Genomic DNA, 22,371 nt, shown 5'->3' on the forward strand with positions numbered 1-22,371 from the left:
CGGCTCAGTTGGCCCACACCTTCACCGTCTGTCCGACGATGTCCAGCATGCGGCGGAGCTCGTCGTAGTTTTCGTGTTTCATGCGCAGCCACGCGTTCGCCATGTAGCCGGCCTCGACCGGCTGAGTGGGCGTGCCCTCGGGCGGGGTGTGGGCGTCGATGATGTGCTGCCCGAACGATTTGCCGATGGCCTCGAGACCCTGGTAACCACTGATGCGTCCGTCCTGGCTGGGCCTGAGCGCGATGATGCCGGCGGAGAAACGCCGCGAAGTACGCTGGCTCGGCCGGGCATGGCAGATGGCCATCGCCCACTCGCGATAGAGATCCATGTCGTTGCCGACGTTGTAGAGATCCCAGGCGCGCACCCCCGGCGGGCGGCAGCCGATCTCGGAGAACTTCAGGCCCTTCGGGCCCGAGAACCACTCCATATGTGTCGCCGAGGTCTCGATGCCGAGGAGCTGCACCACCTTGCGCCCGAGCAGCTTGACCTCGTCGTAGCCCGACGCGGAGTCGATGCGATTTGTGGCGATGAACTGCGGCGAAATCCAGCGCTTGCGCATGGCCTCGAGCACGTTCGGGTAGTAGTGCGTCGCGAAATCGTGCACGACCTGGCCGCGGATCGAGAGGGTGTCGTAGAAACCCTCGTGGCCCTCGATGAACTCTTCGACGGCGATGGACCGACCCGGGCGGTCGAGGCCGAGAGATGCGAGGGCGGGACCGAGCTCGGCCAACGAGTCCACGCGCGCCGCGCCGGAGGCGCCCGCGCCATCACGTGGCTTCAAGATCACGGGAAACCCGACGCGCTCGATGAACTCGCGGATTTCGGCGACCGAGGAGGCACCCGTCGACTGCGCGCACGGAACGCCGCCGGCTCGTAGCGCCTCTTTCATGGCCGGTTTGTCCCGACACAGGAAGGCGGTGCGCACGGAGGTCCCGGGGATCTGAGCGGCCTCGCGCACCTTGGCGATGGGCATGATGTGCGCTTCGACCGTCGCCTCCAGGCGATCGACGTGGGCGCGCCGCTGAATGAAGCGCAGAGCTCGGAGCACGGCGCCCTCGTCACAAACGGAGCCGACCTCTTCGTAGTGCAAGATCCAGCGCTTCAGCTCGTCGTCCAGCGAGTCCTTGCTGCCCTCGCCGATGGCAGTCACCGTGGCGCCGACCTCGGCCAACGCCTTGACGAAGAGCTTCTGGTTGCCCGGAAAGCGGGGCTCGATGAAGACGACGTGCATGATTGACCGCGGAATCTACGCCGGGGCGGCCGGCGTGTCGATGACGTGCGGGCGTCACTAGCTCCTGAGCAGCCGCGAGTACAGCGCTTCGTAGCGCTTCGCCTGCACACCCCAGGAAAAATCCTGCGTCATGCCGTTGTGCATCAGGCGCTGCCAGCTCTCCGGCTGCCGGTAGGCGCGCAGGGCCGCCTCGATGCCCCACACGAGTCCCGCCGCGTCGAACTGCTCGAACGGGAACCCGGTGCCTTCACCCGTGGTGGGGTTCCAGAGCTGGACGGTGTCGGCCAGGCCGCCGGTTTTGTGCACGATGGGAACGGTACCGTAGCGCAAGCTGTAGAGCTGATTGAGCCCACAAGGCTCGTAGCGTGACGGCATCACGAACATGTCCGCACCGGCCTCGATCAAATGAGCGAGCTCGTTGGAGAAGCCCCGGTAAAAACACACCTGCCGGGGGAACGTCTGCTGCAACTGGGTGTAAGCCTCCTCGAGCCGGCGCTCGCCGCTGCCGAGCAGTACGAACTGAAACCCGTGACGCCGGAGCAGATGGGGCAACACCCCCACCAAGAGGTCGAGACCCTTCTGGCCGACGAGGCGAGAGATCGAGCCAATCACCGGTGTGCCAGCCTGATACTCGAGCCCAAGCGTGCTCAGCAGGGCCTGTTTGTCGAGCTCCTTCCCCGAGAGGTCGTCACGGTCATAGCGGTGCGGAATGAGGCGATCGCGCTCGGGACTCCACTCGTCGTAGTCGACGCCGTTCAGGATCCCCACGACCGTGGAGCTGCGACCGCGCAGGAACGAGTCGAGCCCGGCGCCGTGCTCCGGTGTCTGAATTTCCCTGGAATACGTCGGGCTGACCGTGGTGATGCCGTCTGCATAGAGCACACCGTGCAAGAGGAAGCTGAGCCGCCCCTCGCGCAAGTGATCCTGGTGAAACAGGTGCGCGGAGCGCGCGAGCCCGGTGTCCCCCACCACCCCCGAGGGAAACATGCCCTGATACTGCAGGTTGTGGATCGTGAGCAGGGAGCGAGCGCGTCCGAGCACCGGATCCCGCGCATAAATGGTCTTGAGCGCGAGCGGCACCATCGCCGTCTGCCAATCGTGAACGTGCACGACGTGGGGCGCGAAGCGCAGCCGCTTACAGGCCTCGAGCGCGGCGTACGAGAGCACCAAGAAGCGCAGGTGTTCGTCACCCTCGGACGTGTAGATGCTGGAGCGCGAATAAGCCTCCGGGCAGTAGACGAAGTTCACCTCGAAGTTGCTGCCGGGCATGAGCGCCCGGGCAAACGCCACTTGAATGCGATGCGGACCGAGGGGCAGCTCGATGGGACCCAGCCCCGGCACCGGGTGGAGTCGGTACTTCCGCTGATCCATCTGGCTGTAGGCCGGCAGGAACACCCGCACCGAGTGACCGGAGCGGTGCATCTGACGCGGGAGCGCCCCCAGCACGTCGGCGAGGCCTCCCGTCTTGGCAAACGGCGCCACTTCTGGCGCGATGTACAGGAGACGCACGGCGCCGGATGATGGCACAAATTCGCTGGACCGCGGCGGCGCTCGATGCGAATCGCTCGAGCCTTGGACGCGGGACCGCTCAGGCGGGATTGCCGCCCACGCCGCCTGCGCCCGTGCCACCCGCTCCACCACTGCCGCCGCTGCCGGCGGGAGTAGTGACCGTGACCGCGCGGAAATAGATGAAACCGCCCTCGGCCTGCACACGCCACTCGCAGTCGTCGCTCGGCGCAACTCCATGGGCGGGTGTCGGCATGTTGTTGAACCCGGGCAGCCCGGTCGAGGTAGCGGCCAGGTCGAACGCCGGCAGTGGAGTGTTGCACACAGTGAGGACTCCCTGCCCCACGCCGGCCTCGTTGGTCGACGCCAGTTGAATGTTGATCCCGGTGATGCCCTTGAAGCGACCCCACAGCGCAGCGCCTGCCTCGAGGCGCGTCACCTGTTCGTCGCACCCGCCGGAGCAAGCCGCGCCACCCTCGTCCGCCGGCAGCGCGGTCTGATCCTTGTGCTTCAGAGTGACGACCGAGACCTGCCCCTCCCACTCGATGTAGTCGCTCTCCTGATCGTAGGTGCGTCCGGCGTGAAGGTAGTAGGGCTTGGTCGTGCCGCCCCCCTGGCCGCTGCCCGCGGCGCCACCGCCCGCGGAGCTTCCGCCGTTACCCCACGCGCCGCCCGAGATGGAGCTGCCGCCGGAGCCACCCGCTCCGGAGCCCCCGCTACCACTCTTGGGTGAGTCGTCGGCGGCCGAGGTGTTGCCGCAGGCGCTCGGGCCGAAGAGCAGAAACAAGAGCATCGCTCGGCGCAACATGCCGAGATTGTACTCTCATGTGCCGGAAAGTGGCACTGGCCCTCGGCGCCAAACTCTTGGCCGCAGGCGCCGAGCCTCCGCTGCTCGCCTGTGAGAGCCGCGTGGTCCGCGCTGCGTTGGCCAGACTGCGAAACAAGACCGAATAACCCGAGCTCAGAGCCGCATGAGGTCCCCGAGCCCCAGGCGGTCCATCCACGGGAACGGTAGGCGCACCTTCGAGTCGATGTGCTCCGTAGACTTCGGCTCGAACGCCACGGTGATGGTGGAAAACAGCACCAGCTCCGTCAACAGCTTGAGCTTGCCGCGCATGCTCTCGAGCGCGCTGGTCACCCGCTCGAGCTCCCGCTGCACCGCCAGCGCCTCGTCGACCGTGGCGGCCTTCTTGAGCAGCTCCTCGAGGCGATTCTTCACGATCTCGAGGTTCTTCATGCGCACTTGCATGTCGAAGTACAGGTCCGTGACGTCCTCGATGCTGACGTTGCGGTGCAGCACCTCGCCGAGCTTGCCGAGCTCGTCGAGGGCGAGATCGAACTTGGCGCTCGGGACTCGAATGGTGATGCTGTTGTCCTCGCGCGAGACCAGGTAACCGCCCCGTTCTTTGGCGAGCTTCTCGACAGCGTCGATGGCCTTCGAAACCTCCTGCACGGCGACACGAACGTCGGCCGTGTACACGAGCAGCTGAGACGCGACCGCCGGTTTGGCCGGGGTATCGACGCCTGGCTTCGGCTTCGACTCGCCGGCCTGGCCCGCGAACTCGACGCTCTTGTCTTGCGCCGCCGGTTTTTTCATCGGCGCCTGGGCGGGAGGCGCCGCGCCCCCGGTTGCCGCGGCAGAGACCGGCATCGGCTCCGGCGGCGGCGCTGGAGGTGCCTCGTCGCGCGCGGATTCGGCCTCCATGATCTGAACCGAGTCGTCGGAGTCCGCCTGCGGAGCACCGTTTCGCGTGCCGGCGCTGTGCGCACCCGGCATGCCGCCGCCGCAGCCCGCGACCCAGAGCAGCAGCGTGATGAGGAGTCCCACGAGGACAGCGCGCTTCATTTCGACATGATAACGCCCGGGCTCCTGGCGAAGTCGAGGCGAAAGACGATTGTGAGTCAGTACGGCGGCAACATCCGTCGGCCCGCGAGCGCGAGCACGATCAAGGTGAACGCGGCGTTCCGCATCGGAATGAGCGGCCAGAGGCTGGAGAGCGGCGCACCCCGTGTTGCGAGGCGCTCCGCCAGTCGCTGCATCCAGGCGATCGAGCGGGGATATTCGATGATTCCATCCAGCCACGCTGCCGGGATCGCCTGCGGACCGAGCCCCGTCCCGACCAGCGCGCCGACGATGGCGGCGGTCGTGTCGGTGTCGCCGCCGAGGCGGACGGTGTGCTCCACGGCGGTGCGAAAACAGCCGGCGTGCTTCAGCCAGGCCGCGATGGCAATGGGCACGGTGTGATTGACGTAGCCGGTGATGCCGCGCGCGAGCCCCATTTGTTCGGCCAAACGCTCGACGGACTCCGCGCCGGGCACGGCTTCGAGCGCACGACCCAGCTCGTCGTCTTCCAGCTCGCACAGGAGCTGTGGGATGATCTGGGATGCGTTGAGGGTGTGACCGGCCGAGCGTTTGGCGATGGCCGCCGCCGCCGCCACGACTCGAGCGCCGTCCTCGGCGCGCTGATCACGATGGGTGAGCCGCGTCGACGCACGCACGAGGGCACGACGTAACGCCACATCGTCCGCCGCCCACACGCCGATCACCGGTGCGCGCATGGCAGCGCCGTTGCCGGCGGAGACGACCCCGCTCGTTTCTGGGGAAAATCCCAGCCAGAGTCGCGCGATCCCGCGCAGCGTTGCGAAGCCCACCGCCGCGGGCAGCGCAGCCAACCAGAACTTCAACCTCCAGCCGAGCGCTCGGGCGAAGCGCTCGGGATCGTCACCATGAACGAGCAGCGCCTGAGCCACGAGACACGCGTGCTCGGTGTCATCGGAGACCAGCCCGCGCCCGAACAAAAGACGGTGTTCGATGGGTGCCGCGCCGAGCCAGCGGCGAACTCTGCGGCGTGACAGCCCCTCGAAGGGCAACCCGACGGCATCTCCGGCGGCCGTGCCCAGCAGACATCCCGCGAACGCTTCGGTGGTGGTTGACGTCATCCGGAGGTGTGCATGGCAAGCCGCGTTCCAACGGGAGGCTGGGCTGTTTGCCGAGAGATCGGCGCCCTGCCGCACGGCTGCCGGAGACAAAACGGCGCGCGCCAGGGGACTGCGCTGTCAGATCGTCCGGGACGACGGAACCGGGGCCATCACGCGCACGAGCCGGGGGCACCAAGGCGACTTGCGCGCCGGCCCGACCCTGCCCCATTCTCGCCTTCATCTTCTGGGTTGGGAGAGGGCAAATGAAACAGACGACGATCTCCGTGGCGATGTTGGTGGGAGTGACGCTCCTCGCGTGCAAACAAGAGGCGAAGAAGGAAGAGGTGGCTGCGCCGCCGACCACCGCGACGGCAGTCGTCGCCGAGCCGACACCCGCGCCCGCCGCCCCCGCGGCTAGCGCGGAGCCGGCGGCAAACACCGAGTCCAAGACGGGCATCCCCACCAGCGGAACCTCGAAGCCGCCCACTGTCGCGGAGTGGGGCGCCGTCGGAGAGATCACGGTGCGCCACAGCACACCGCTCGGCTGCGAGACCAAGCTGGTGCGCGAGTGGCTGCGGGTCTCGTGTCGAACCCCCGACAGCTCGCCGAATCAGATCAGCAACGTCATGCTCACGGGCGGCAAGGACTCCGGCGGCATCCCGCCCTTCGTCAAAAAGGGTGTTGCGAGCATCGTGACGCGGGTCAAGCCCGGCATGGAAGCCGAGTGGACGTACGAGTGGAGCCAGTGGGGCAAACGCGTGCTCAGCGTCAAGTGGCCGAACGGCGCTCCCGCGCCGACCTACGAGTTCGATCAGACCGCGCCGAAGTGACCGAAGCGTGCGGCACTCAAGAAGCCGATCGGCTCGTGGGTGCTGCCCGCCGTAGCCAGCTCGGCGAGGGCCTCGCCGATCACCGAGGCAAACTTGAAGCCGTGCCCGCTGAAGCCCGCGGCCACCCAGACATGGTTGTGCTCCGGGTGGCGATCCACGATGAAATGCTCGTCCGGCGTCAGCGTGTACATGCACACGTGGTGCCGCAGCACCTCCGCTCGCGCGCGGGGTAGGTGGGCGCGAACGAACTCTGCGACAGGCTCGACGTCGCCCGGCCCGAGCCCGCGATCCAGCTCTTTTGGGCTCGGGATCGCGTCACCGAGCCGGTGCCGCGCGAGCTTCAACACACCCGGCTCGAGACAGGGGAAGCCGTAGAAGAATCCGCCACGCGTATCAAAACCGAAGGCGGGTGCGCCGGCGTCGAGACGGTGGGCGGACGCATCGACGCGCAGCCAGAGCAGGACCTGCCGTTGGACTCGAAGCACGAGCCCGAGCGAGCCGAGCAGCGGCCCCGACCATGGACCGGCGGTGAAGATCAGACTGCCCGCGTGATACTCACCCCGCGTGGTCGAGACTCGCACGCCGTGCGCGTCACTCTCGAAGCCCGTGACGCGCGTGTCGTAGACCAACGCGGCGCCCGCCCGGCTCGCGGCGGCGGCGGAGGCTCGAACTGCGCGCTCGACGCGGATGAAGCCCGCTTCGGCCTCGAATAGCAGCGACTGGTCGTCCGAGAAAGCGAAGTCGGGAAAGCGGAGCCGGGCCTCGGCGGGCGTGAGCCGCTCGAACGCGCGCTCGTTCACTCGAGCGGCCAGCTCCGCGCCGCGAATGATCTCGCTCGCTCTGCCGCCTGCGAGCACGAGCCCCGTCTCGACCACGAGCTCCTCTCCCGTCGCCGCCTCGAGCTCTCGCCAGAGAGTGAGCGCGCGATCCATCAGCGGCACGTACTCAGGCGCCTCGAAGTAGGCGCGCCGGTAGAGCCGAGTCTCACCGTACGAGCTGCCGCGATCGTGCCCGAGCGTGAACTGCTCCAGCCCGAGCACACGCGCGCCCCGCCGCGAAAGCGCGTGGCAGGTCAGCGAGCCCATGCCGCCTACCCCGACCACGATGGCGTCGTAGTGATCCACTCCGGTCGAGTTCAGCACGAATCAACCCCGCCGACGCGGCGCTTTCTGAGCGCGCGGAAACCAGCTATGCGTCGAGACATGGCGTCACACCACCACCACATCGACTTCATCGAGCTGCCGGTGACGGACATCACCCGCGCCAAGGCTTTCTACAGCGAGGTCTTCGGCTGGAGCTTCGTCGACTACGGCCCCGAATATGCGGACATTCAGGCTGCCGGAGTCTCGGGCGGGCTGCGCGCATCGAGCACGCCGCCGACCCGCGGCGGTGCGCTCGTGATTCTGTACTCCACGGATCTCGCGGCCAGCGAGGCTGCGGTCGTCGCGGCCGGCGCGACCGTCACCTCGCACCACGAGTTCCCGGGCGGCAAGCGTTTTCAGTTCCTCGACCCGGCGGGCAATGAGCTCGGAGTCTGGACCGCGGTCGAACCCGGGTGAGCGCCAGCCAGTCAGCGGGCGAAGCGCTTCACCACCATGGCTCCTTGCAGCCAGCCATCTCGGAGGCCTTCGCCGCACCGATGCGCATCTCACGCGGCAGGCCAGCGAGCATGACGACGGCAGTCGGCCACGCGGCCTCCGCCGCCGCGCGTTGACGATCGAGCTCCTTGGTCGTGGCGGCGAGCGTGGCCTCGTCGCAAGTCTCGAGGCCGAAGGCACAGGCGATCAGCGCGCGCTCGGCCGTCTCCATGCCCTTCATCGCCTGACCACAGCGCGACGCCGCCGCGTCCGCCGCCGAGGAGAGCTTCGAGAGCATGCGCTCCGTCATCTTGCTCTTGGTCAGCATCTTCATGCGGCCGGACAGAACTTCCGCGTAGGCCGCGGTCGCCTTCGGCAACAGCTCATCCAGCTCGAAAGCCGCTGCAGGCGACAGCGCCCCGAGACGCGCGCGGCCTTCCACGTCCACGTCAGCGAGTGGATAACGCTTCGCTCGCTCGAGCGCCGGTCCGAGCTTGTCGAGATCGAGCGTGGGGTTGAGCAGCCGTCGTTTGGCGTCCCCCAGCTCGCGCAAGAGCGGAACGAGCGCGGTATCGTGCTCCTTCAACCGAGTCTCGAACTCCGCCGAGTTGCGCACGGCATCTTGATGTTCCACCAGCGCGTTGATGAACACCTTGACCGCCGCCGCGTTGTGTTTGGGCTCCGCCGACAACTTCGCGGCCTGGTCCAGCGCCGCGACAAAAGCGGGCGCCGCCGCGGCGTAGCGGGCGCGGGGTTCACCCTCGGCCCGCAAAGACGGGTAGCGCAGCAGAAATCCAGCGTCGTTCGTGTATGGCAGGCGACCCAGACGAACGAGCGGCCCGCTTGGACCCTCGAAGCGCCGGGCGATGACCAGCTCCTGATCGCTGCAGCCCTTGCGCAGCTCCAGATACGCGTCGACGGTCTGAACCCGCTTGCCACACAGCATGACCACTGCGCCCGCCCCGTCTTCCAGGCCGAGCGGCACGATGCTGGGATCCAGCTTCGCAGCGCCGGTGATGCTCAGCGGCTCCACGGGTGTGGCCGTGCCAGCCCGCACCGACAGCTCGACCACGGCGGCGGTCAGGGTTGCGGGCTTCTGGGCGGAGATACACCGCTGACGGTACTGGTCGACGGCGGGCAGGACATCTTGGCAGGCGAACTGCTGGGCGCAGCTCGTTGCTTTGACCACCTCTCGCAGCAAGTCCGGGCAGCCCCGGCTGTCGATGCGAGTCCGCTCTCCGCCACCGCGCTCGACCATCACCTCGAGCATGCGCACGACCAAGGGTGTGCTCCATTCGGAGCAGCGCGTGGCCCAGGCTTGGACTTTCGCACCGCACTCCTCGCCCTTGTCGCAACCACTCGACAACAGGCGGCTCGCCTCCTGCTCACAAGGCGCTGGCGGACCGCCCGCCTTTTTGGAGAGCTCCATGGACTCCGCATCGACCTCGACCGCACGCTCGGGCACCAGCGCCTTGCAGAGACTCAGCCAGTCCCGGCTCAGGGCCGCGCCGTGTCGACACAGCGCACCCTTGCACGGCGCCTCGTTCATCACTGCCTCCGCCACCGCACGACACTCTCCCTTGCGGCCGCCCGCCACACCCTCGGTGGCGTACAGCCACTCGGCGCTGCGCGGCTCGGCGACGCGGGGGCCGGTCGCTGCGGGCGCAACCTCGACCTTGGGCGGCGGCGGCGAGCACGCACCAGCGGTGCAGCCGATCAAAAGTGAAACCACTAGCGCACGCATGAAGCTTCCTGCTGGCCCCCGAGGCACAAGCCCCGGGTTTTTAGGGCCACGCGCCCCCGCTCTGCAAGCCGTCCACCGACGGAAGGTGCGGCGTGCTAGATCCGCGGCCCGTGACTCGTCCTTTCATCGTGGGGGTCGCCGGTGGCACCGGATCCGGGAAAACGACCGTGGCACGGGCGCTTACGGCCGGTTTGCCCGATGGCGCCGCCACCTTGCTCGAGCACGACAGTTATTACCGCGATCGTCCCGACATCAGCTACGAGGAGCGCTCGGCGCTGAACTTCGACCACCCGGACTCCCTCGAGACCGAGCTCCTGGTTGAACACCTCGATGCGCTCCGGCGCGGTGAGGCGGTCGAGGTTCCAGCCTACGATTTTTCCACTCATCGGCGCCGCGCTGAGCGGCACAAGATCTTGCCAGCGCCGGTGATCGCCGTCGAAGGCATCCTGGTGTTCGCGGACGAACGGCTGCGCCAGCGCTTCGATCTCAAGGTGTTCGTGGACACCGACGCCGACATCCGGGTGTTCCGACGGATCCGCCGCGATCTGGAGCAGCGCGGGCGCACCTTCCAGTCCGTGCGCGACCAGTACTATTCGAGTGTGCGCCCCATGCACCTGCAGTTCGTCGAGCCGAGCAAACGCTGGGCGGACGTCATCGTGCCGGAGGGCGGCAAGAACAGCGTCGCGATCGAGCTCCTGGTCAGCAAACTGAAGAGTGTCGTCTCCGGCTGAAGCTCAGCGGGCGAACTGAAACGTCCAGCTGGCTCGGAGCGGGCCCCGGGCGAAGCCGAAGGGTGTGTTGTACATGCCCGCAATCAGGCACTGCCCCAGCTTCGGATCGGCGAGGGGCGCGCCGGGGAGCGTGACTCCCGGCGGGATGACATCGGTCGCCGCCGTCACCACGCCCGCCTGGTCGATGTCGAAGAACACGGTGTAGGTGCCGCTCTTGCCGAACATGTACGACTCACTGTGGAAGTAGCAGTCGGAGAACCGGGGTGTGGCGGCCTCGACGACTCGCGACACGTCCTCGGGCCTCCGCTCTGGAAGGTTGGAGGTGTCGACGGCGGAGGTCTGCGGAGGACCCTGGTACGTCGGAGCGTATCCTGGCTGCGGTGGAGGTCGGGCCGGCTCACTCGGCTCACACGCCCAGACCACGGCCGGAATCGACAGAACTAGGACGCTGCGCATGCGGGCTCAATACTCTCGCGCGCGTTGATCGCGCCACGGATATCTGCGAAACATCGTCCACCACCGAGTTCGGTAGTAGGATGCGCGGTCGGTGTCGTTTCGCTCGGTTTCCTCATGGGCGCTCGCTCTAGCGCTCTTCCTCCCGGCCGGGCTGGGTGGCTGCCCGCCCGGAACCCTGGACGATCCCGACCGCTTCCTCACCGCGAGCATGGACGGCGGCCCGACCTGCCCGCCTGGTTTCGATGTCGAGCGAGACCTGTTCCCCAAGGCCTGCGGCTCCTCCTTGTGTCACGACGAGGTCGATGGTGGCGGCGGGCTCGATCTGGTGTCGAAGAACGTTGCCGCACGCGTGGTGGATGTGCCCTCGACCGCTACGGACTGCGCGGGCCGCCTCATGGTCGACTCTGCCGACCCAACCAACAGCTACTTCCTCGAGAAGGTGACGAAGAAGGTTCCGGAGTGCGGAGACCGCATGCCTCCGGGCCCCAAGCCGCTCAGTGCGACCGAAGTCGAGTGCATCAAGCTCTGGCTGTACACGCTGGTGGGTACCGGCGCGGATGGCGGGGGCGTGGACTCGGGTTCGGATGACGCCGGAGGCGGCGGGTGACGCGATCCTTCCGGCTCGCGTGGCTCGCGTCGATGATCTGTCTCTGCCTCGGGTGGTCCAGCTTCGCGCGGGCAGCAGAGGTGCGTCAGATCGTGGTCGATGACGCTCGCGGACCCAACGCCGAGCTGATTCGGTCTGCCGTCGTCAAGGCACTGCTGGGGCACGCTGAGATCCGCGTAGTGAGCCTCGCCTACCTGAAAAAATCGTCGAGCGGCCTGGTCGCGCGCATGAGTGAGCCCAGTGGCTCGGTGGCGCTGGGAAAATCATTGGGCGTGGCGGCGGTCGTGCAGCTGGAAATCAAGGGTCAGGGCAAGGACCTTTCCGTCGCACTCAGGGTGCGCACCACCGCGGACGGCGACGTCGCCGAGAGCCATCAGTTTCGCGGCGACGGTGCCGCCGATCTGGCGAGCAAGATCCAGGAACGCGCCTGGAAACAACTCGGCAATAGCTTGTCGGCGGCAAGACTTCCGAACGGCGGAGGCAAACGCATCGTCGTCCTCGACCTGAGCGGCTCGAAGGCGAGCACCGTCAAGAGCTACATCGTGAGGGCGGTGAAGCGAAGCAAGGATACGAAGGTCCTGTCCGACAAGGACACGAAGGGGCTCCTGCCGGCGAAGGACGCGAGCGCCAAGGAACGCGCGGCCGCCGCTGCGTCGCTGCGCGCTCACGCCCTGATCGGGGGCGAGGTGAAGATCTCTGGAGGCTCGGCCAGTGTCGCGCTCGCGCTGTACAACGGAAGCGACGGCGAGCTCATGACCGAGACGACCCTCAAGGGGGCGGGCCTCGCGGCGCTCGGCCGCACGCTCCAGAAGGATCTGGCGAAAAAACTCGCGGGGCCACTGGGCGAGGCGACGGGGCCGATGTTGCCGGAGGAGCAACCCGGCGAAGAGACCGCGCAAGCGAGTGAGCCCGACGCCGCGCCCGGCGAGGAAACGGACGCAACGGCGGATCCCGAACCCGAGACGGAATCCCCCATGCCGGGCTCCAAGCCGTCGGCCCTCGAGGTTGGCCTCGGCATGCGGGCCTTCGCGCGCAACTTTCGTTACACGGACGACCTGTTCGGTGTGCTCCGCTCGTACAAGCTGGGCGCGGCCCCGGCCGGCATGTTGTGGCTGCGCTGGTATCCGGCCGCACACTTCATGGGCGGCGTCCCGGCCCACCTCGGCATTGCCGCGGCGTACGAACAAGGCTTCGCGTTGAAGAGCCGGGACCCGAGCGGGCAGAGTTATTCGACCATGATGCGCGAGTGGTTCGTGGGCGTTCGCGGGCGCGTGCCGCTCGACGTACACGAAGCCGGCGTTCAGCTGACCTACGGCAACCACAGCTTCCGGGTCGATGACTCGCCCTCGAACCCCCTCGTTCCCAACACGTCGTACGAGTACGCGCGCATCGGCATCGATGGCCGCGTGCGGGTCTCGCGGGTCTCCATCGGCGCCGAGCTCGGCCATCGTTTCGTGCTCGGCGCTGGCGAAATCGCGACCCGCAACTGGTTCCCTCACGCCAGGGCGAGCGGCTTCGACGCGGGCGTGCGCGCGGGCTATGAGCTCTTCACCGGCTTCGAGCTGATGGCCGGCTTCGACTTCCGGCGGTATGCCCTGAGCATGAACCCGAAGCCGGGTGAGGCGAACATCGCGGGCGGCGCAATCGACGAGTACTTCGGTGGCTGGGGCGGAGTTTCTTATCGCATCGATGGTGAGAGCCGCTGACGTGATTGACGGAGCGGCGAGACTGCGGGAAAAGGCCCGACCCATGCGCCCGCTCCTGCGCGCGTTGCTCGCATTCTCGGCGTTCACGCTGCTGTCTGCGATCGCCACACCGGCGAGCGCCTACACCTGGATGATCCGTCACGGTTACGGCGGCTGCACCACTTGCCACGCCGACCCGTCGGGGGGTGAGCTCTTGACCCGCTACGGGCGCGCGCAGAGCGACCTGCTCCTGCGCATGCGCTACGGGTCCGACAGCGTCTCAGCCGCCGCGAGTCAGACGGAAAAACCCAAGGACGACTCCTTCGACTCCTTCGACGACGACTTCAGCGTCGACGAGAAGGCGAAAAAACCCGCGAAACCCGCGACCAAACCCAGCGCTGAATCCACCGAGTCGGGTCCGAGCTCGAGTTCCGGGTTCCTGTGGGGCCTGTTCGAGCAGCCCGACTGGTTGCTCCTCGGCGGCAGCTTGCGGGCAGCCGCACTGCTCCGGGGCGGACAGGTCCGAGTCTTTCCGATGCAGGACGACTTCTACGGTCAGCTGAAGCTCGGGCCGGTGCGGGTCGCCGGGAGCATCGGCGCCGCGAAGGTCAAGGCGAGCTCACCGCACGCGCGGGCCGCCCAGGTGACGACCAATCAAGGCAACGAGATAAACCTTATCTCGCGCACCCACTGGGTCGGGCTCGATCTGGGTGATCGCGGTGATCTCTTGCTGCGCGCCGGGCGCATGAACCTGCCGTTCGGCATCCGGATGAGCGAACACCTGATGTGGGTGCGCGAGGGCACGCGAACCGACCGAGAGTCCGATCAGCAACACGGTGTCGCTCTCGCCTACAGCGGCATGAACGTGCGCGCCGAGGTGATGGCCATCGCCGGCAACTACCAGGTCAACCCCGACAAGTACCGCGAGCGCGGCTACAGCGCGACGGTCGAGGTTCTGGCGGCAAAGTCCGTGGCCGCAGGCGTCAGCAGCCTCGTCACGGTCGCCCAGGCGGATCGCGTTTCGCTGGAGCAAGCCAAGACCTTGCGGGGTGCCCACGGCGCGTTCGCCCGATTTGCGCCCACGCAACCCGTCGTCGTGCTGCTCGAGGCGGACGCACTGCACGCGACCCGCCGTGACCTCGGCTACGTCGGCTTTGCCCAGCTCGACTACGAGCTCGTCCAGGGGCTGCACGTCGGCGGGACCGGCGAGGCGCTGGACATCGGCTACGAAAAAACCGCCGGCAGCATCGCCGGCATCGACACCCCTCGCACCGTCGGCGTGGGCAAACCGCGTTTCGGCGGCTGGCTGACCGCCGACTGGTTCTTCCTGCCCCACTGTGATCTGCGCGTCGACGCCATCTTGCGCCAAGAGAGCGCGTTCAGCTTGCTCGCTCAGCTCCACGTCTTCCTGTGACCGCCATGACCCGGAACTCAAAACACTGGCTCGTCCTCATCGGCGCGATGACGTTCTCTGGCCTCCACGCCGGGTCTGCTCGGGCCTCCGACAGCTACCCGCAGAAGGTGCAGACCGCAGCAGGCTCACCCTGCCCGCCGCCGTGCACGGTCTGCCACTTGACGACCAACGGCGGCACGGGAACCGCTCTCAAGCCGTTCGCAGAGTCGATGATCGACTTCGGCGGACTCGAGGGCGAAGACGCGGACCTCGTTGCTCCCGCGGTCCAGTCGCTGAGGGACGAACAGATCGACAGCGACGGGGACGGCGTGAGCGACATCGACGAGCTGGCGGCCGGTCGGGATCCCAACGTCACGGGCGAAGGCGAGCTGTGTGGACCCACCTACGGTTGTGGTGCGCGCGTCGAGCCCGAGGGTCCCATCGATGGCTACGCCATTGCCGCAGCGCTCGCCGCAGTCGCGCTGCTCGTCGGCCGCTGGCGAAGTGGCGCGCGCTGAGCGCGTGAGTGGTGAAGTGACGTTTGACTCCACGCACAAGCCGGCTGTCTTGGCCTCGTGATGTGCGCGCATGTGTGCTCCTAGTGGTGCCTCGGTGCGCGTCAGCGTCCGACTTGATTGACGTCATTTCGGGAGTCCCGTAGCGTCAACTAGTCTGGTGGGCTGTTTTTCTTGGCTCGCCACATCGGAGGACACTCGGATGCGACGACCCAATCGGTCTGAACACGGCGCAGCCTGGCTCTCGACGACGCGGCTCGTCGCGTTGGTCGTGGCGACCGGGGCTGGCCTCTCCGGCTCGGGTTGCAGCAGCGACCCGGATCCAATCGGCAAGGGCGGCGCCGGCGGCACCGGAACCACGGGGCAGTGCCTCAGCTCCCGGGAGTACTTCGCGGAGAAGCTGTGGGCGCCGGTCCTGAACAAGGTGTGTGTGAAGTGTCACGCCCCCGACGGTGTCGCGACCGAAGAGGGCTCGGAGTTGTTGCTCCTACCGTCGGCGTACCCGGGGTTCCTGGACGCGAATCTGGAGAGCGTGGTGGCGCTCGCCAACACCGAGGTCGACGGCCAGAGCAAACTCTTGCAGAAGCCGCTCGGCGGCCTGAAACACGGCGGCGGAAAACAGCTCGAGCCAGACAGCGCCGAGTACAAAGCCCTCGAACAGTTCGTTAAGACCCTGCCAGCGCTGGAAAAGTGCGTCGGACAGGGCTCGGCGATGTCCTTCGACGACGTCGCACAGCTCGACGCCTTGAAGACGCTTCGCAAGGCTACGCTGGAGCTTGCGGGTCGCCTGCCGAACCCGGACGAAATTCAGGCGGTGGTCGCCGGGGGAGAAGCGGCGCTCGGTCCCGCGCTGATGGAGGTGATGAAAGAGGACGCCTTCTACGACCGCATCAAGGAGATCTTCAACGACCTCTACTTGACTGATCGGTACATGGGGTACTCGAGCTACGCGCCGAACCTGCTGAACAAAACCCACTACCCGAACGCCGGAACGGCCTGGTTCGACAACCTCGCCGACGCCGAAAAGGTGAAGGCAAATCGCGCGCTCGCCCGGGAGCCCCTCGAGCTCGTCGCGCACATCGTCAAGAACGACAAGCCGTTCACCGACGTCGTCGCCGCGAACTACACGGTGATGAACCCGTACTCGGCCAAGATCTACAACGCCAAGCTCACATTCAAGAACCCGAACGACGAGAATGACTTCCAGGAGGGCCAGATCATCGCCTTCGGCGACACCACCAAGGGTGAGCCGGCGCAGATGAACATTCCCCACGCCGGCGTGCTGACGAGCCCGATTTGGTTGAATCGTTTCCCGACCACGCCCACGAACCGGAACCGGCACCGCGCGCGCATGATCTTGAAGCTGTTCTTGGCGACGGACATCTTGCGCATCGCCGAGCGCCCCATCGACCCGACCTTGTCGACGGCGTATCCGAACCCGACCCGCGAGGACAAGAGCTGCAACGTCTGCCACCGTATGCTCGACCCCATCGCGGGGTCGTTCCAGAAGTTCGACGACAACGACCAGGAGAAGTACGAGCCGGGCAACACCTGGCACCAGGAGATGTTCCCGCCGGGTTACGGCAAAGAGGTGATGGCGACCAGCGACTACGCGACGGCCCTGCCCTGGCTCGCCGAACACGTCGTCGCCGACCCGCGCTTCTCTCTGTCCGCCGTCTACACCATGTACACGGCGCTCACCGGGCAGAACGCGCTCGAGTATCCACCGGACGCCGCCGCTGCCACGTTCACGCAAGATCTGGCCGCATGGAGCGCTCAGGACGCGCTCTTCCGCCGCATCGGCGACACCTTCGTGAAGGAGAACTTCAACTTGAAGGTGGTCGTCCGAGAGATCGTGCTGTCCCCCTACTTCCGCGGCCACAACACCAAGGTCGACGTCTCGGCTGACCGGAGCGCGGAGCTGGCCGGCGTCGGCACCGGCCGCCTGATCATCCCCGAGGTGATGTCGCGGAAGATCCGCGCGATCACCGGCCTGCCCTGGGGCAAGGGTGTGGGTTATTACAAGACCGACTACCTGGGCTCGGACTACCGCATCCTCTATGGCGGCATCGATTCCGACGACGTGACCCAGCGCCTCTCATCACCGAACGGGGTCATGGCCAATGTCGGCTGGCGCATGGCGAACGAGGTGGCGTGCCAGACCACGGCCTGGGACCTGTCGATCGACGACACGTCGCAGCGCTTCCTGTTCCCCTACGTGGATGTGAAGGACACGCCGGAGTCGAACGCCACCGCGATCAAGAAGAACATCCAGTACCTGCACGCCCACATACTGGGCGAGGCCCTGGAGCTTGGGGACCCGGAGCTGGAGCGGACCTACAAACTCTTCGTCGAGACTCGCGACGAAGGCAAAGCCGCCATCACCGCCAAGAGCTTGACCGAGGATCTCGTGTACTCCTGCCGAGCGCGCAAGAACCCCTACACCGATGCGGACCTACCCACCGCCGACCGTCTGGAGAAGGATCCAGATTACACGGTGCGAGCTTGGATGGCCGTCATCACCTACCTCTTGTCCGACTTCCACTTCTTGTACGAGTGAGGGAGACCGCCATGCAACGACGAAGCTTCTTGAAAGCAGCCGCGCTCGCGGGCCTCGCCATCTCGGCCCCCGTCATCACCCGGGATGCCGGGGCCTCCGCGCCCTACGGCGGCCCCTTCTACATCATGGTCAACGCGGGCGGCGGTTGGGACCCGACGTTCATGTTCAACCCAACTCTGAACCAGAACCACAACCGGCTCTACACGGAGATCAAGAAGATCGGGAACATCTCCTACGCGCCGATCCCCCTCGATCTCGCCGCGATGGGACTGGACACGACCACGGGCTACGACCCTACTTGATGGACAACGAGGCGTTCCTGACCAAGCTTGGCAGCAAGCTCACGGTCCTGAACGGCGTCGACACCTCGACCAACAACCACGACGCGGGCAACCGCACCATGTGGTCCGGGCGGATCTCCGAAGGGTATCCGACGCTCGGGGCGTTGATCGCCGGGGTGCGCGCGCCGGACAAACCCATGGCCTTCATCTCGAGCGGCGGTTACGACTCGACCCAGAACATCGTGCCGCTGACGCGCGTCAGCAGCGTCGCGACACTGAAGAAGGTCGCCTTCCCCAACGTCGTCGACCCCAACAACCTGGCGGGCGACAAGTACCACACCCAAGGCACCTTCGATCGCATCGCGGCAGCACAGGCGGCGCGCATCGCGTCACTCCGCGAGCGCCAACGCCTGCCCACGATCCAGCGTTCGATGAGCGGCTTGCTGACGGCGCGCGTGTCCGAGAACGAGCTGCAGAACCTGCAGATCCCGACGAGTTTGGTCGATCTGCCGGGCAACCAGCTGAACGACCTCGAGCGCATGCTGCAGCAAGCGCAGCTCGCGATCGCTGCCTTCAAGTCGGGCCTGGCTGTAGCAGCCAACGTGAGCCTAGGCGGCTTCGACACCCACGGCAGTCACGACATCAATCAGCGCCGACAGCTGGCGAAGTTCCTGTACGCTTTGTCGTTCATCAACGACGAGGCCGCTGCCAATGGCCTCGGCAACAAGATCGTGGTGCTCGCAGCCAGCGATTTCGGCCGCGGCCCTCACTACAACGCCACCAACACCACCGCCGGCAAGGACCATTGGTCCATCACCAGCTTCCTGGCGATGGGCCCTGGCATCGCAGGCAACCGGGCCATCGGCGGGACCACCGAAGACGCGCAAAAGCCCAAGAACATCGACCCCAATTCGCTGGCGGTGGTGGACGGGGACGCGGGGGTTCGGCTGCGGCCGGAGCACATTCACCGTGCGCTCCGCAATGTGGCTCAGGTCGCCGGCACCGAGCTCGACAAACAGTTCCAGCTGCCGGGAGAGGATCTCCCGCTATTTGGCTGATACAGTCGCTCTCCGCATGCCACGTCTGGGCTCGACGCTCTCGGTTCTGGGACTGCTCCTCGCGGGGTCGTGTGGACCGGGGGAAATCAGCGACACGGTGAACTCCGGCGGTACGCCAGGCGTTGGCGCGGCGGGCGGTGAGGGCGGCGGCGGCGGGGGCGTGGCCGGTATCGGACCTTGCCCGGACGTGCTGTGCAAGAACGCTGCGGGCGAGCTGGTCGCCGGAACGTGCGAGACCGGCAAGGTTTGTCCCGACGGTTACGAGTTGGTTGGCGGTGCGGGCTACGGCGGCTCCGGCGCAAGCGGCGGCACGACCAGCGGCGGGGGCGGCGGCAGCAGCGGCACGGGTGGCACCAAAGCCGATGCCTCGACCGGAGGAACCGGCGGCACCAGCACGGACGGCGGCAAGGACGCTTCGAGCGGAGGAACCGGCGGCACGACCGGTGGTGGCGGCACGACTGGCGGGACCGGCGGCACCAGCACGACCGGTGGCACCGGCGGTACGAGCACAACCGGCGGGACCGGCGGCACCAGCACGACCGGCGGCACCGGCGGCACGTCCGCAACGGGCGGGAGCGGCGGAAGCTCCACTGGTGGCTCACCCAGCGACGCCGGACCGGGCTGAGCTAGCGGACGTCGACCAAGAACAGATCCATCGGTTCGTCGGTGCCCGCCACGAGCACGCGCGGGTGGTGCGGAAACACGAAGTTGCCGAACAGCGGGCTGTGAGCCGCGAAGCGCACTTTTGCGCGCTCGAGATCGTAGGCGTAGAGCCCGCTTCGGCTTCCGATGGTCAGCAGCTTGGCGCCCGGCGAAAGCGCAAACAAGCTGCCGCTCTGGGCCTTTGCACCTCGAAGACGGCGCACCGTTAGAGTCTCGAAGTCGACCAGCGCGAAGCTCGAGTAGACCCCGTCGGAGCTCTCCGCGAACGTGACCATCGCGTGGGAGCCGCTGCTTTCGAAGACAATCCGCTCGCTGGTCGGGCGACTCCAGACCCGTTCCGTACGCTCGTCGGTGTGGCGCACACACACCAAGCCCGCACTGCTGCCGATGCAGCTGCGGTTTCCGGCGCCGGACAGCGTCGCGCCCTTGGCCGGAGGGGCGAGCGGTCGTACGGCGCCGGTACGTCCGTCGAGGTACCAACGTTTGTCGTAGCTCTCGACCAACCAGCTCGCCCCGTCATTCGAGGCGTAGCAGTACTCGGCGTCACGCAGCGCGCCCAGCGCGGTGGGCGCCGGAGCGTCGAGCGCCCAGCGCCAGAAGCGTGCCTTCTCGTCCTTCGATGACTCGTGAAATACAATCGTGCTCGCGCCCGAGAAGCGCGCGGCGCAGATGTCCCCCGTGTGCTTTGCCAGCGTTCGGCCCGTCGCGACGTCGAGCACCACGAGATCCGAGGTGCTCCAGATCAAGACCTTCGAGCCGTCGTCGGAGAACACGGCGCTCGGGACCCAGACCGAATGAGAGATCCCCTTGGGAAAGGCCGGTGTGATCAGGAGGGCAGTGTTGTTCGGACCGTCGATGACCCAGCTCTTGGTGTCTGGCGACAACGCGTAGATCGCCGTCCGATCGGCGAGCTTTTTCGGCTTCAGTGTGGCCCCCGCGCTGAACTGGATCGTCGGAGCTTCATGAAAGCTCACCTCGCTGGGTTTCAGCGCTGGCCCGCTGATGGGCTCGGCGACCGGGGGCGCGCTCGCTGCCTCGCTTGGTGCTGCCGCGGAAGCCTGCGTGAGCGACGGCCCCGCTGCTGGCACCACGGGGCGGACCCCGACATGCTGCTCGGTACAGGTAGCGAGCAGGATGGGAGCGGACAGCGTCAGAGCGGCAAGCGCCTGAGTCGAACCTCGCACGCGGCCCCCCGGCGAAGAGCGGCTCAGCTTCCGAACCAACGACGCCAGAAGGGGCCATCCTTCTTGGGTTCGTCTGTCTTCATGCGCTCGCGCGGTGGGGGCGGAGGCTCGCCGTCGGCGGGCGCTGAGGCCTCGGGGGCTGGCGGCTTTGCGGCCGCTGCCGCCGGCCTGGGCGGCGGCGGTGGGGCGGCGCGCGGAGGCGCGGGGGCGACCGCGGCGGCGACCGTAGCGGGTGCGCGCGCAGGCGCAGGCGCTTCCGCTTGTTGTTTGGCCTCCTCGAACATCGCGTCGAGTCCCCAGCCACTCGGGTCTTCGAAGGCGCCTTCCTTGGCCTCGATGCCCGGGGTACCGAGGGTTGCGTGCAGCGCCTCGGACGCCAGGCTGCCTGGCGAGCCCGAGAACTCGTGCAGCGTATCGATGATCAGATCGCCAATCTCCGCCCCCGCCGCCTTGCCCTCGGCGCGCCGCCGCTTCACCCGGTCGTCGGCGGCTAGCTCCACGATTTCCGCGATGTCGAGATAGGTCACCGGCTGCGCCAGACGGCGCAGCACCAGCCCCAGATCCCGCGCGTATTCGTCGCCGTTCTGGTAACGCTGCGCGGGCTCGCGAGCCAGGGCTTTGAACGCCACACGCACGACCTCTTCCGGAATGTCCGGCCGGAACTGGCGCGGGTCGGGGATCTCCGCGGCACGCACGAGTTTGAAGGTCTCGACGTCGCTCTCACCCAGGAAGAGCCGCCGCCCGGCGAGCATCTCCCACAACAAGATCCCCGCGGCGAAGATGTCGACGCGTCGATCGGCCTTCTGACCCAGCGTGACCTCGGGCGCGAGGTAGCCGAACTTGCCCTTGACGATGTCCTCGTCCTCCGCAGTCAGGTGCGAGCTGGCCTTGGCCAATCCGAAGTCCACGAGCTTGACCTCACCCCGGCGGGTGATCAGCACGTTGTGCGGCGAGATGTCGCGATGGACGATGTCGAGTGGCCGCCCGGAGTTGTCACAGGCCGCGTGGGCATAAGAGAGCCCTTCGCACACATCCATTGCGATGCGACACGCGACCTCGATTCGCATCGGCTGCTGGTGCCGAGCCAGGTAGTCTTGGACCTCTTTCAAGTCCGCGCCGTCGACGAACTCCATCACGATGAAGTGCGCGCCGCCGCCCTGGCCGATATCGAACACCTGCACACATTTGCTGTGGCTCAGGTAGGCGCACAGGCGCGCTTCGTCCAAGAACATCTGAATGAACTCGCGGTTCGCGCTCAGCTTGGGCAGCACGCGCTTGATGGCGACCTTCTTGCGAAAGCCCTCGATGCCGGCGCTCTCGCCGCGAAAGACCTCCGCCATGCCGCCGGCCGCGATCCGCTCGATCACGTGATAACGCTGGGTTTCACTCACGTTCGTCCTCGTTCGAAGGGCACATCATCCCACGTGCAAG

21 protein-coding genes are annotated in these 22,371 nt (G+C 67.0%); 11 read left to right on the forward strand and 10 right to left on the reverse strand.

Translation table 11 applies throughout. From position 1 onward, the window contains the following. Positions 1-4: 4 nt before the first annotated feature. The 5 genes from IPI67_27135 to IPI67_27155 all read right to left on the reverse strand — a co-directional run bounded on the left by IPI67_27135 (position 5) and on the right by IPI67_27155 (position 5,677). Positions 5-1,231, reverse strand: a complete 1,227-nt coding sequence (locus tag IPI67_27135) for an ATP-grasp domain-containing protein (protein MBK7583855.1) — start codon at positions 1,229-1,231, stop codon at positions 5-7. A 57-nt stretch (positions 1,232-1,288) separates the two neighbouring features. Next, complete coding sequence (locus IPI67_27140) at positions 1,289-2,740, reverse strand: glycogen synthase (protein ID MBK7583856.1); 1,452 nt, start codon at positions 2,738-2,740, stop codon at positions 1,289-1,291. 79 nt (positions 2,741-2,819) lie between these two features. Continuing rightward, a complete protein-coding gene (locus IPI67_27145; GenBank protein ID MBK7583857.1) occupies positions 2,820-3,545 on the reverse strand; it encodes a hypothetical protein in 726 nt (241 codons plus the stop codon). 153 nt (positions 3,546-3,698) lie between these two features. After that, positions 3,699-4,583 (reverse strand): DUF4349 domain-containing protein, encoded by an 885-nt coding sequence (locus IPI67_27150; protein MBK7583858.1) that lies wholly within the window; start codon positions 4,581-4,583, stop codon positions 3,699-3,701. 56 nt (positions 4,584-4,639) lie between these two features. Then, positions 4,640-5,677, reverse strand: coding sequence for an ADP-ribosylglycohydrolase family protein (locus IPI67_27155; GenBank protein ID MBK7583859.1), 1,038 nt, complete (start codon positions 5,675-5,677; stop codon positions 4,640-4,642). A 242-nt stretch (positions 5,678-5,919) separates the two neighbouring features. Here IPI67_27155 and IPI67_27160 point away from each other — a divergent pair, with 242 nt between their 5' ends. Further along, positions 5,920-6,486: a hypothetical protein gene (locus tag IPI67_27160; protein MBK7583860.1), complete on the forward strand. Its 567-nt coding sequence runs from the start codon at positions 5,920-5,922 to the stop codon at positions 6,484-6,486. On the opposite strand, the gene solA is transcribed toward IPI67_27160, so the two are convergent. Beyond that, positions 6,468-7,628 (reverse strand): N-methyl-L-tryptophan oxidase, encoded by a 1,161-nt coding sequence (solA, locus tag IPI67_27165; GenBank protein ID MBK7583861.1) that lies wholly within the window; start codon positions 7,626-7,628, stop codon positions 6,468-6,470. The two genes, IPI67_27160 and solA, sit on opposite strands and share 19 nt — an antisense overlap. Before the next feature lie 60 nt (positions 7,629-7,688). Between solA and IPI67_27170 the strand changes: the two genes are divergently transcribed. Next, a complete protein-coding gene (locus tag IPI67_27170; GenBank protein MBK7583862.1) occupies positions 7,689-8,045 on the forward strand; it encodes a VOC family protein in 357 nt (118 codons plus the stop codon). A 28-nt stretch (positions 8,046-8,073) separates the two neighbouring features. Here IPI67_27170 and IPI67_27175 read toward each other — a convergent pair whose 3' ends face one another. Then, complete coding sequence (locus IPI67_27175) at positions 8,074-9,807, reverse strand: hypothetical protein (protein ID MBK7583863.1); 1,734 nt, start codon at positions 9,805-9,807, stop codon at positions 8,074-8,076. Positions 9,808-9,917: 110 nt separating this feature from the next. Here IPI67_27175 and udk point away from each other — a divergent pair, with 110 nt between their 5' ends. Beyond that, the gene (gene udk / locus IPI67_27180) at positions 9,918-10,538 is read left to right on the forward strand and encodes a uridine kinase (protein ID MBK7583864.1); all 621 of its coding nucleotides are present in this window, start codon (positions 9,918-9,920) and stop codon (positions 10,536-10,538) included. Positions 10,539-10,541: 3 nt separating this feature from the next. Here udk and IPI67_27185 read toward each other — a convergent pair whose 3' ends face one another. Further along, positions 10,542-10,994: a hypothetical protein gene (locus IPI67_27185; GenBank protein ID MBK7583865.1), complete on the reverse strand. Its 453-nt coding sequence runs from the start codon at positions 10,992-10,994 to the stop codon at positions 10,542-10,544. A gap of 91 nt (positions 10,995-11,085) precedes the next feature. Here IPI67_27185 and IPI67_27190 point away from each other — a divergent pair, with 91 nt between their 5' ends. The 8 genes from IPI67_27190 (at position 11,086) to IPI67_27225 (ending at position 19,718) form a co-directional block, all read left to right on the forward strand. Then, positions 11,086-11,601: a hypothetical protein gene (locus tag IPI67_27190; protein MBK7583866.1), complete on the forward strand. Its 516-nt coding sequence runs from the start codon at positions 11,086-11,088 to the stop codon at positions 11,599-11,601. Beyond that, a complete protein-coding gene (locus tag IPI67_27195) occupies positions 11,598-13,307 on the forward strand; it encodes a hypothetical protein (GenBank protein ID MBK7583867.1) in 1,710 nt (569 codons plus the stop codon). Before IPI67_27190 ends, IPI67_27195 begins: the two co-directional genes overlap by 4 nt. Positions 13,308-13,350: 43 nt before the next feature. After that, positions 13,351-14,700 carry a hypothetical protein gene (locus IPI67_27200; GenBank protein ID MBK7583868.1) on the forward strand — a complete coding sequence of 450 codons (1,350 nt, stop codon included), beginning with the start codon at positions 13,351-13,353 and terminating at the stop codon, positions 14,698-14,700. Positions 14,701-14,705: 5 nt separating this feature from the next. Continuing rightward, positions 14,706-15,197: a hypothetical protein gene (locus tag IPI67_27205; GenBank protein ID MBK7583869.1), complete on the forward strand. Its 492-nt coding sequence runs from the start codon at positions 14,706-14,708 to the stop codon at positions 15,195-15,197. A 199-nt stretch (positions 15,198-15,396) separates the two neighbouring features. After that, complete coding sequence (locus IPI67_27210; protein MBK7583870.1) at positions 15,397-17,754, forward strand: DUF1588 domain-containing protein; 2,358 nt, start codon at positions 15,397-15,399, stop codon at positions 17,752-17,754. Positions 17,755-17,765: 11 nt separating this feature from the next. Further along, positions 17,766-18,056, forward strand: a complete 291-nt coding sequence (locus tag IPI67_27215; protein MBK7583871.1) for a twin-arginine translocation signal domain-containing protein — start codon at positions 17,766-17,768, stop codon at positions 18,054-18,056. Continuing rightward, a complete protein-coding gene (locus IPI67_27220; GenBank protein ID MBK7583872.1) occupies positions 18,056-19,093 on the forward strand; it encodes a DUF1501 domain-containing protein in 1,038 nt (345 codons plus the stop codon). The genes IPI67_27215 and IPI67_27220 overlap by 1 nt, the downstream gene beginning before the upstream one ends. Positions 19,094-19,109: 16 nt before the next feature. Further along, positions 19,110-19,718 carry a hypothetical protein gene (locus tag IPI67_27225; GenBank protein ID MBK7583873.1) on the forward strand — a complete coding sequence of 203 codons (609 nt, stop codon included), beginning with the start codon at positions 19,110-19,112 and terminating at the stop codon, positions 19,716-19,718. Position 19,719: 1 nt separating this feature from the next. Here the strand turns inward: IPI67_27225 and IPI67_27230 are convergent, their stop codons facing one another. Together IPI67_27230 and IPI67_27235 are read right to left on the reverse strand one after the other, a co-directional pair. Then, complete coding sequence (locus IPI67_27230) at positions 19,720-20,940, reverse strand: WD40 repeat domain-containing protein (GenBank protein ID MBK7583874.1); 1,221 nt, start codon at positions 20,938-20,940, stop codon at positions 19,720-19,722. A gap of 23 nt (positions 20,941-20,963) precedes the next feature. Then, the gene (locus IPI67_27235; GenBank protein ID MBK7583875.1) at positions 20,964-22,331 is read right to left on the reverse strand and encodes a serine/threonine protein kinase; all 1,368 of its coding nucleotides are present in this window, start codon (positions 22,329-22,331) and stop codon (positions 20,964-20,966) included. Between the last annotated feature and the right edge of the window lie 40 nt (positions 22,332-22,371).

Source organism: Myxococcales bacterium, from assembly GCA_016706225.1.
Taxonomy (GTDB): domain Bacteria; phylum Myxococcota_A; class Polyangia; order Polyangiales; family Polyangiaceae; genus JADJKB01.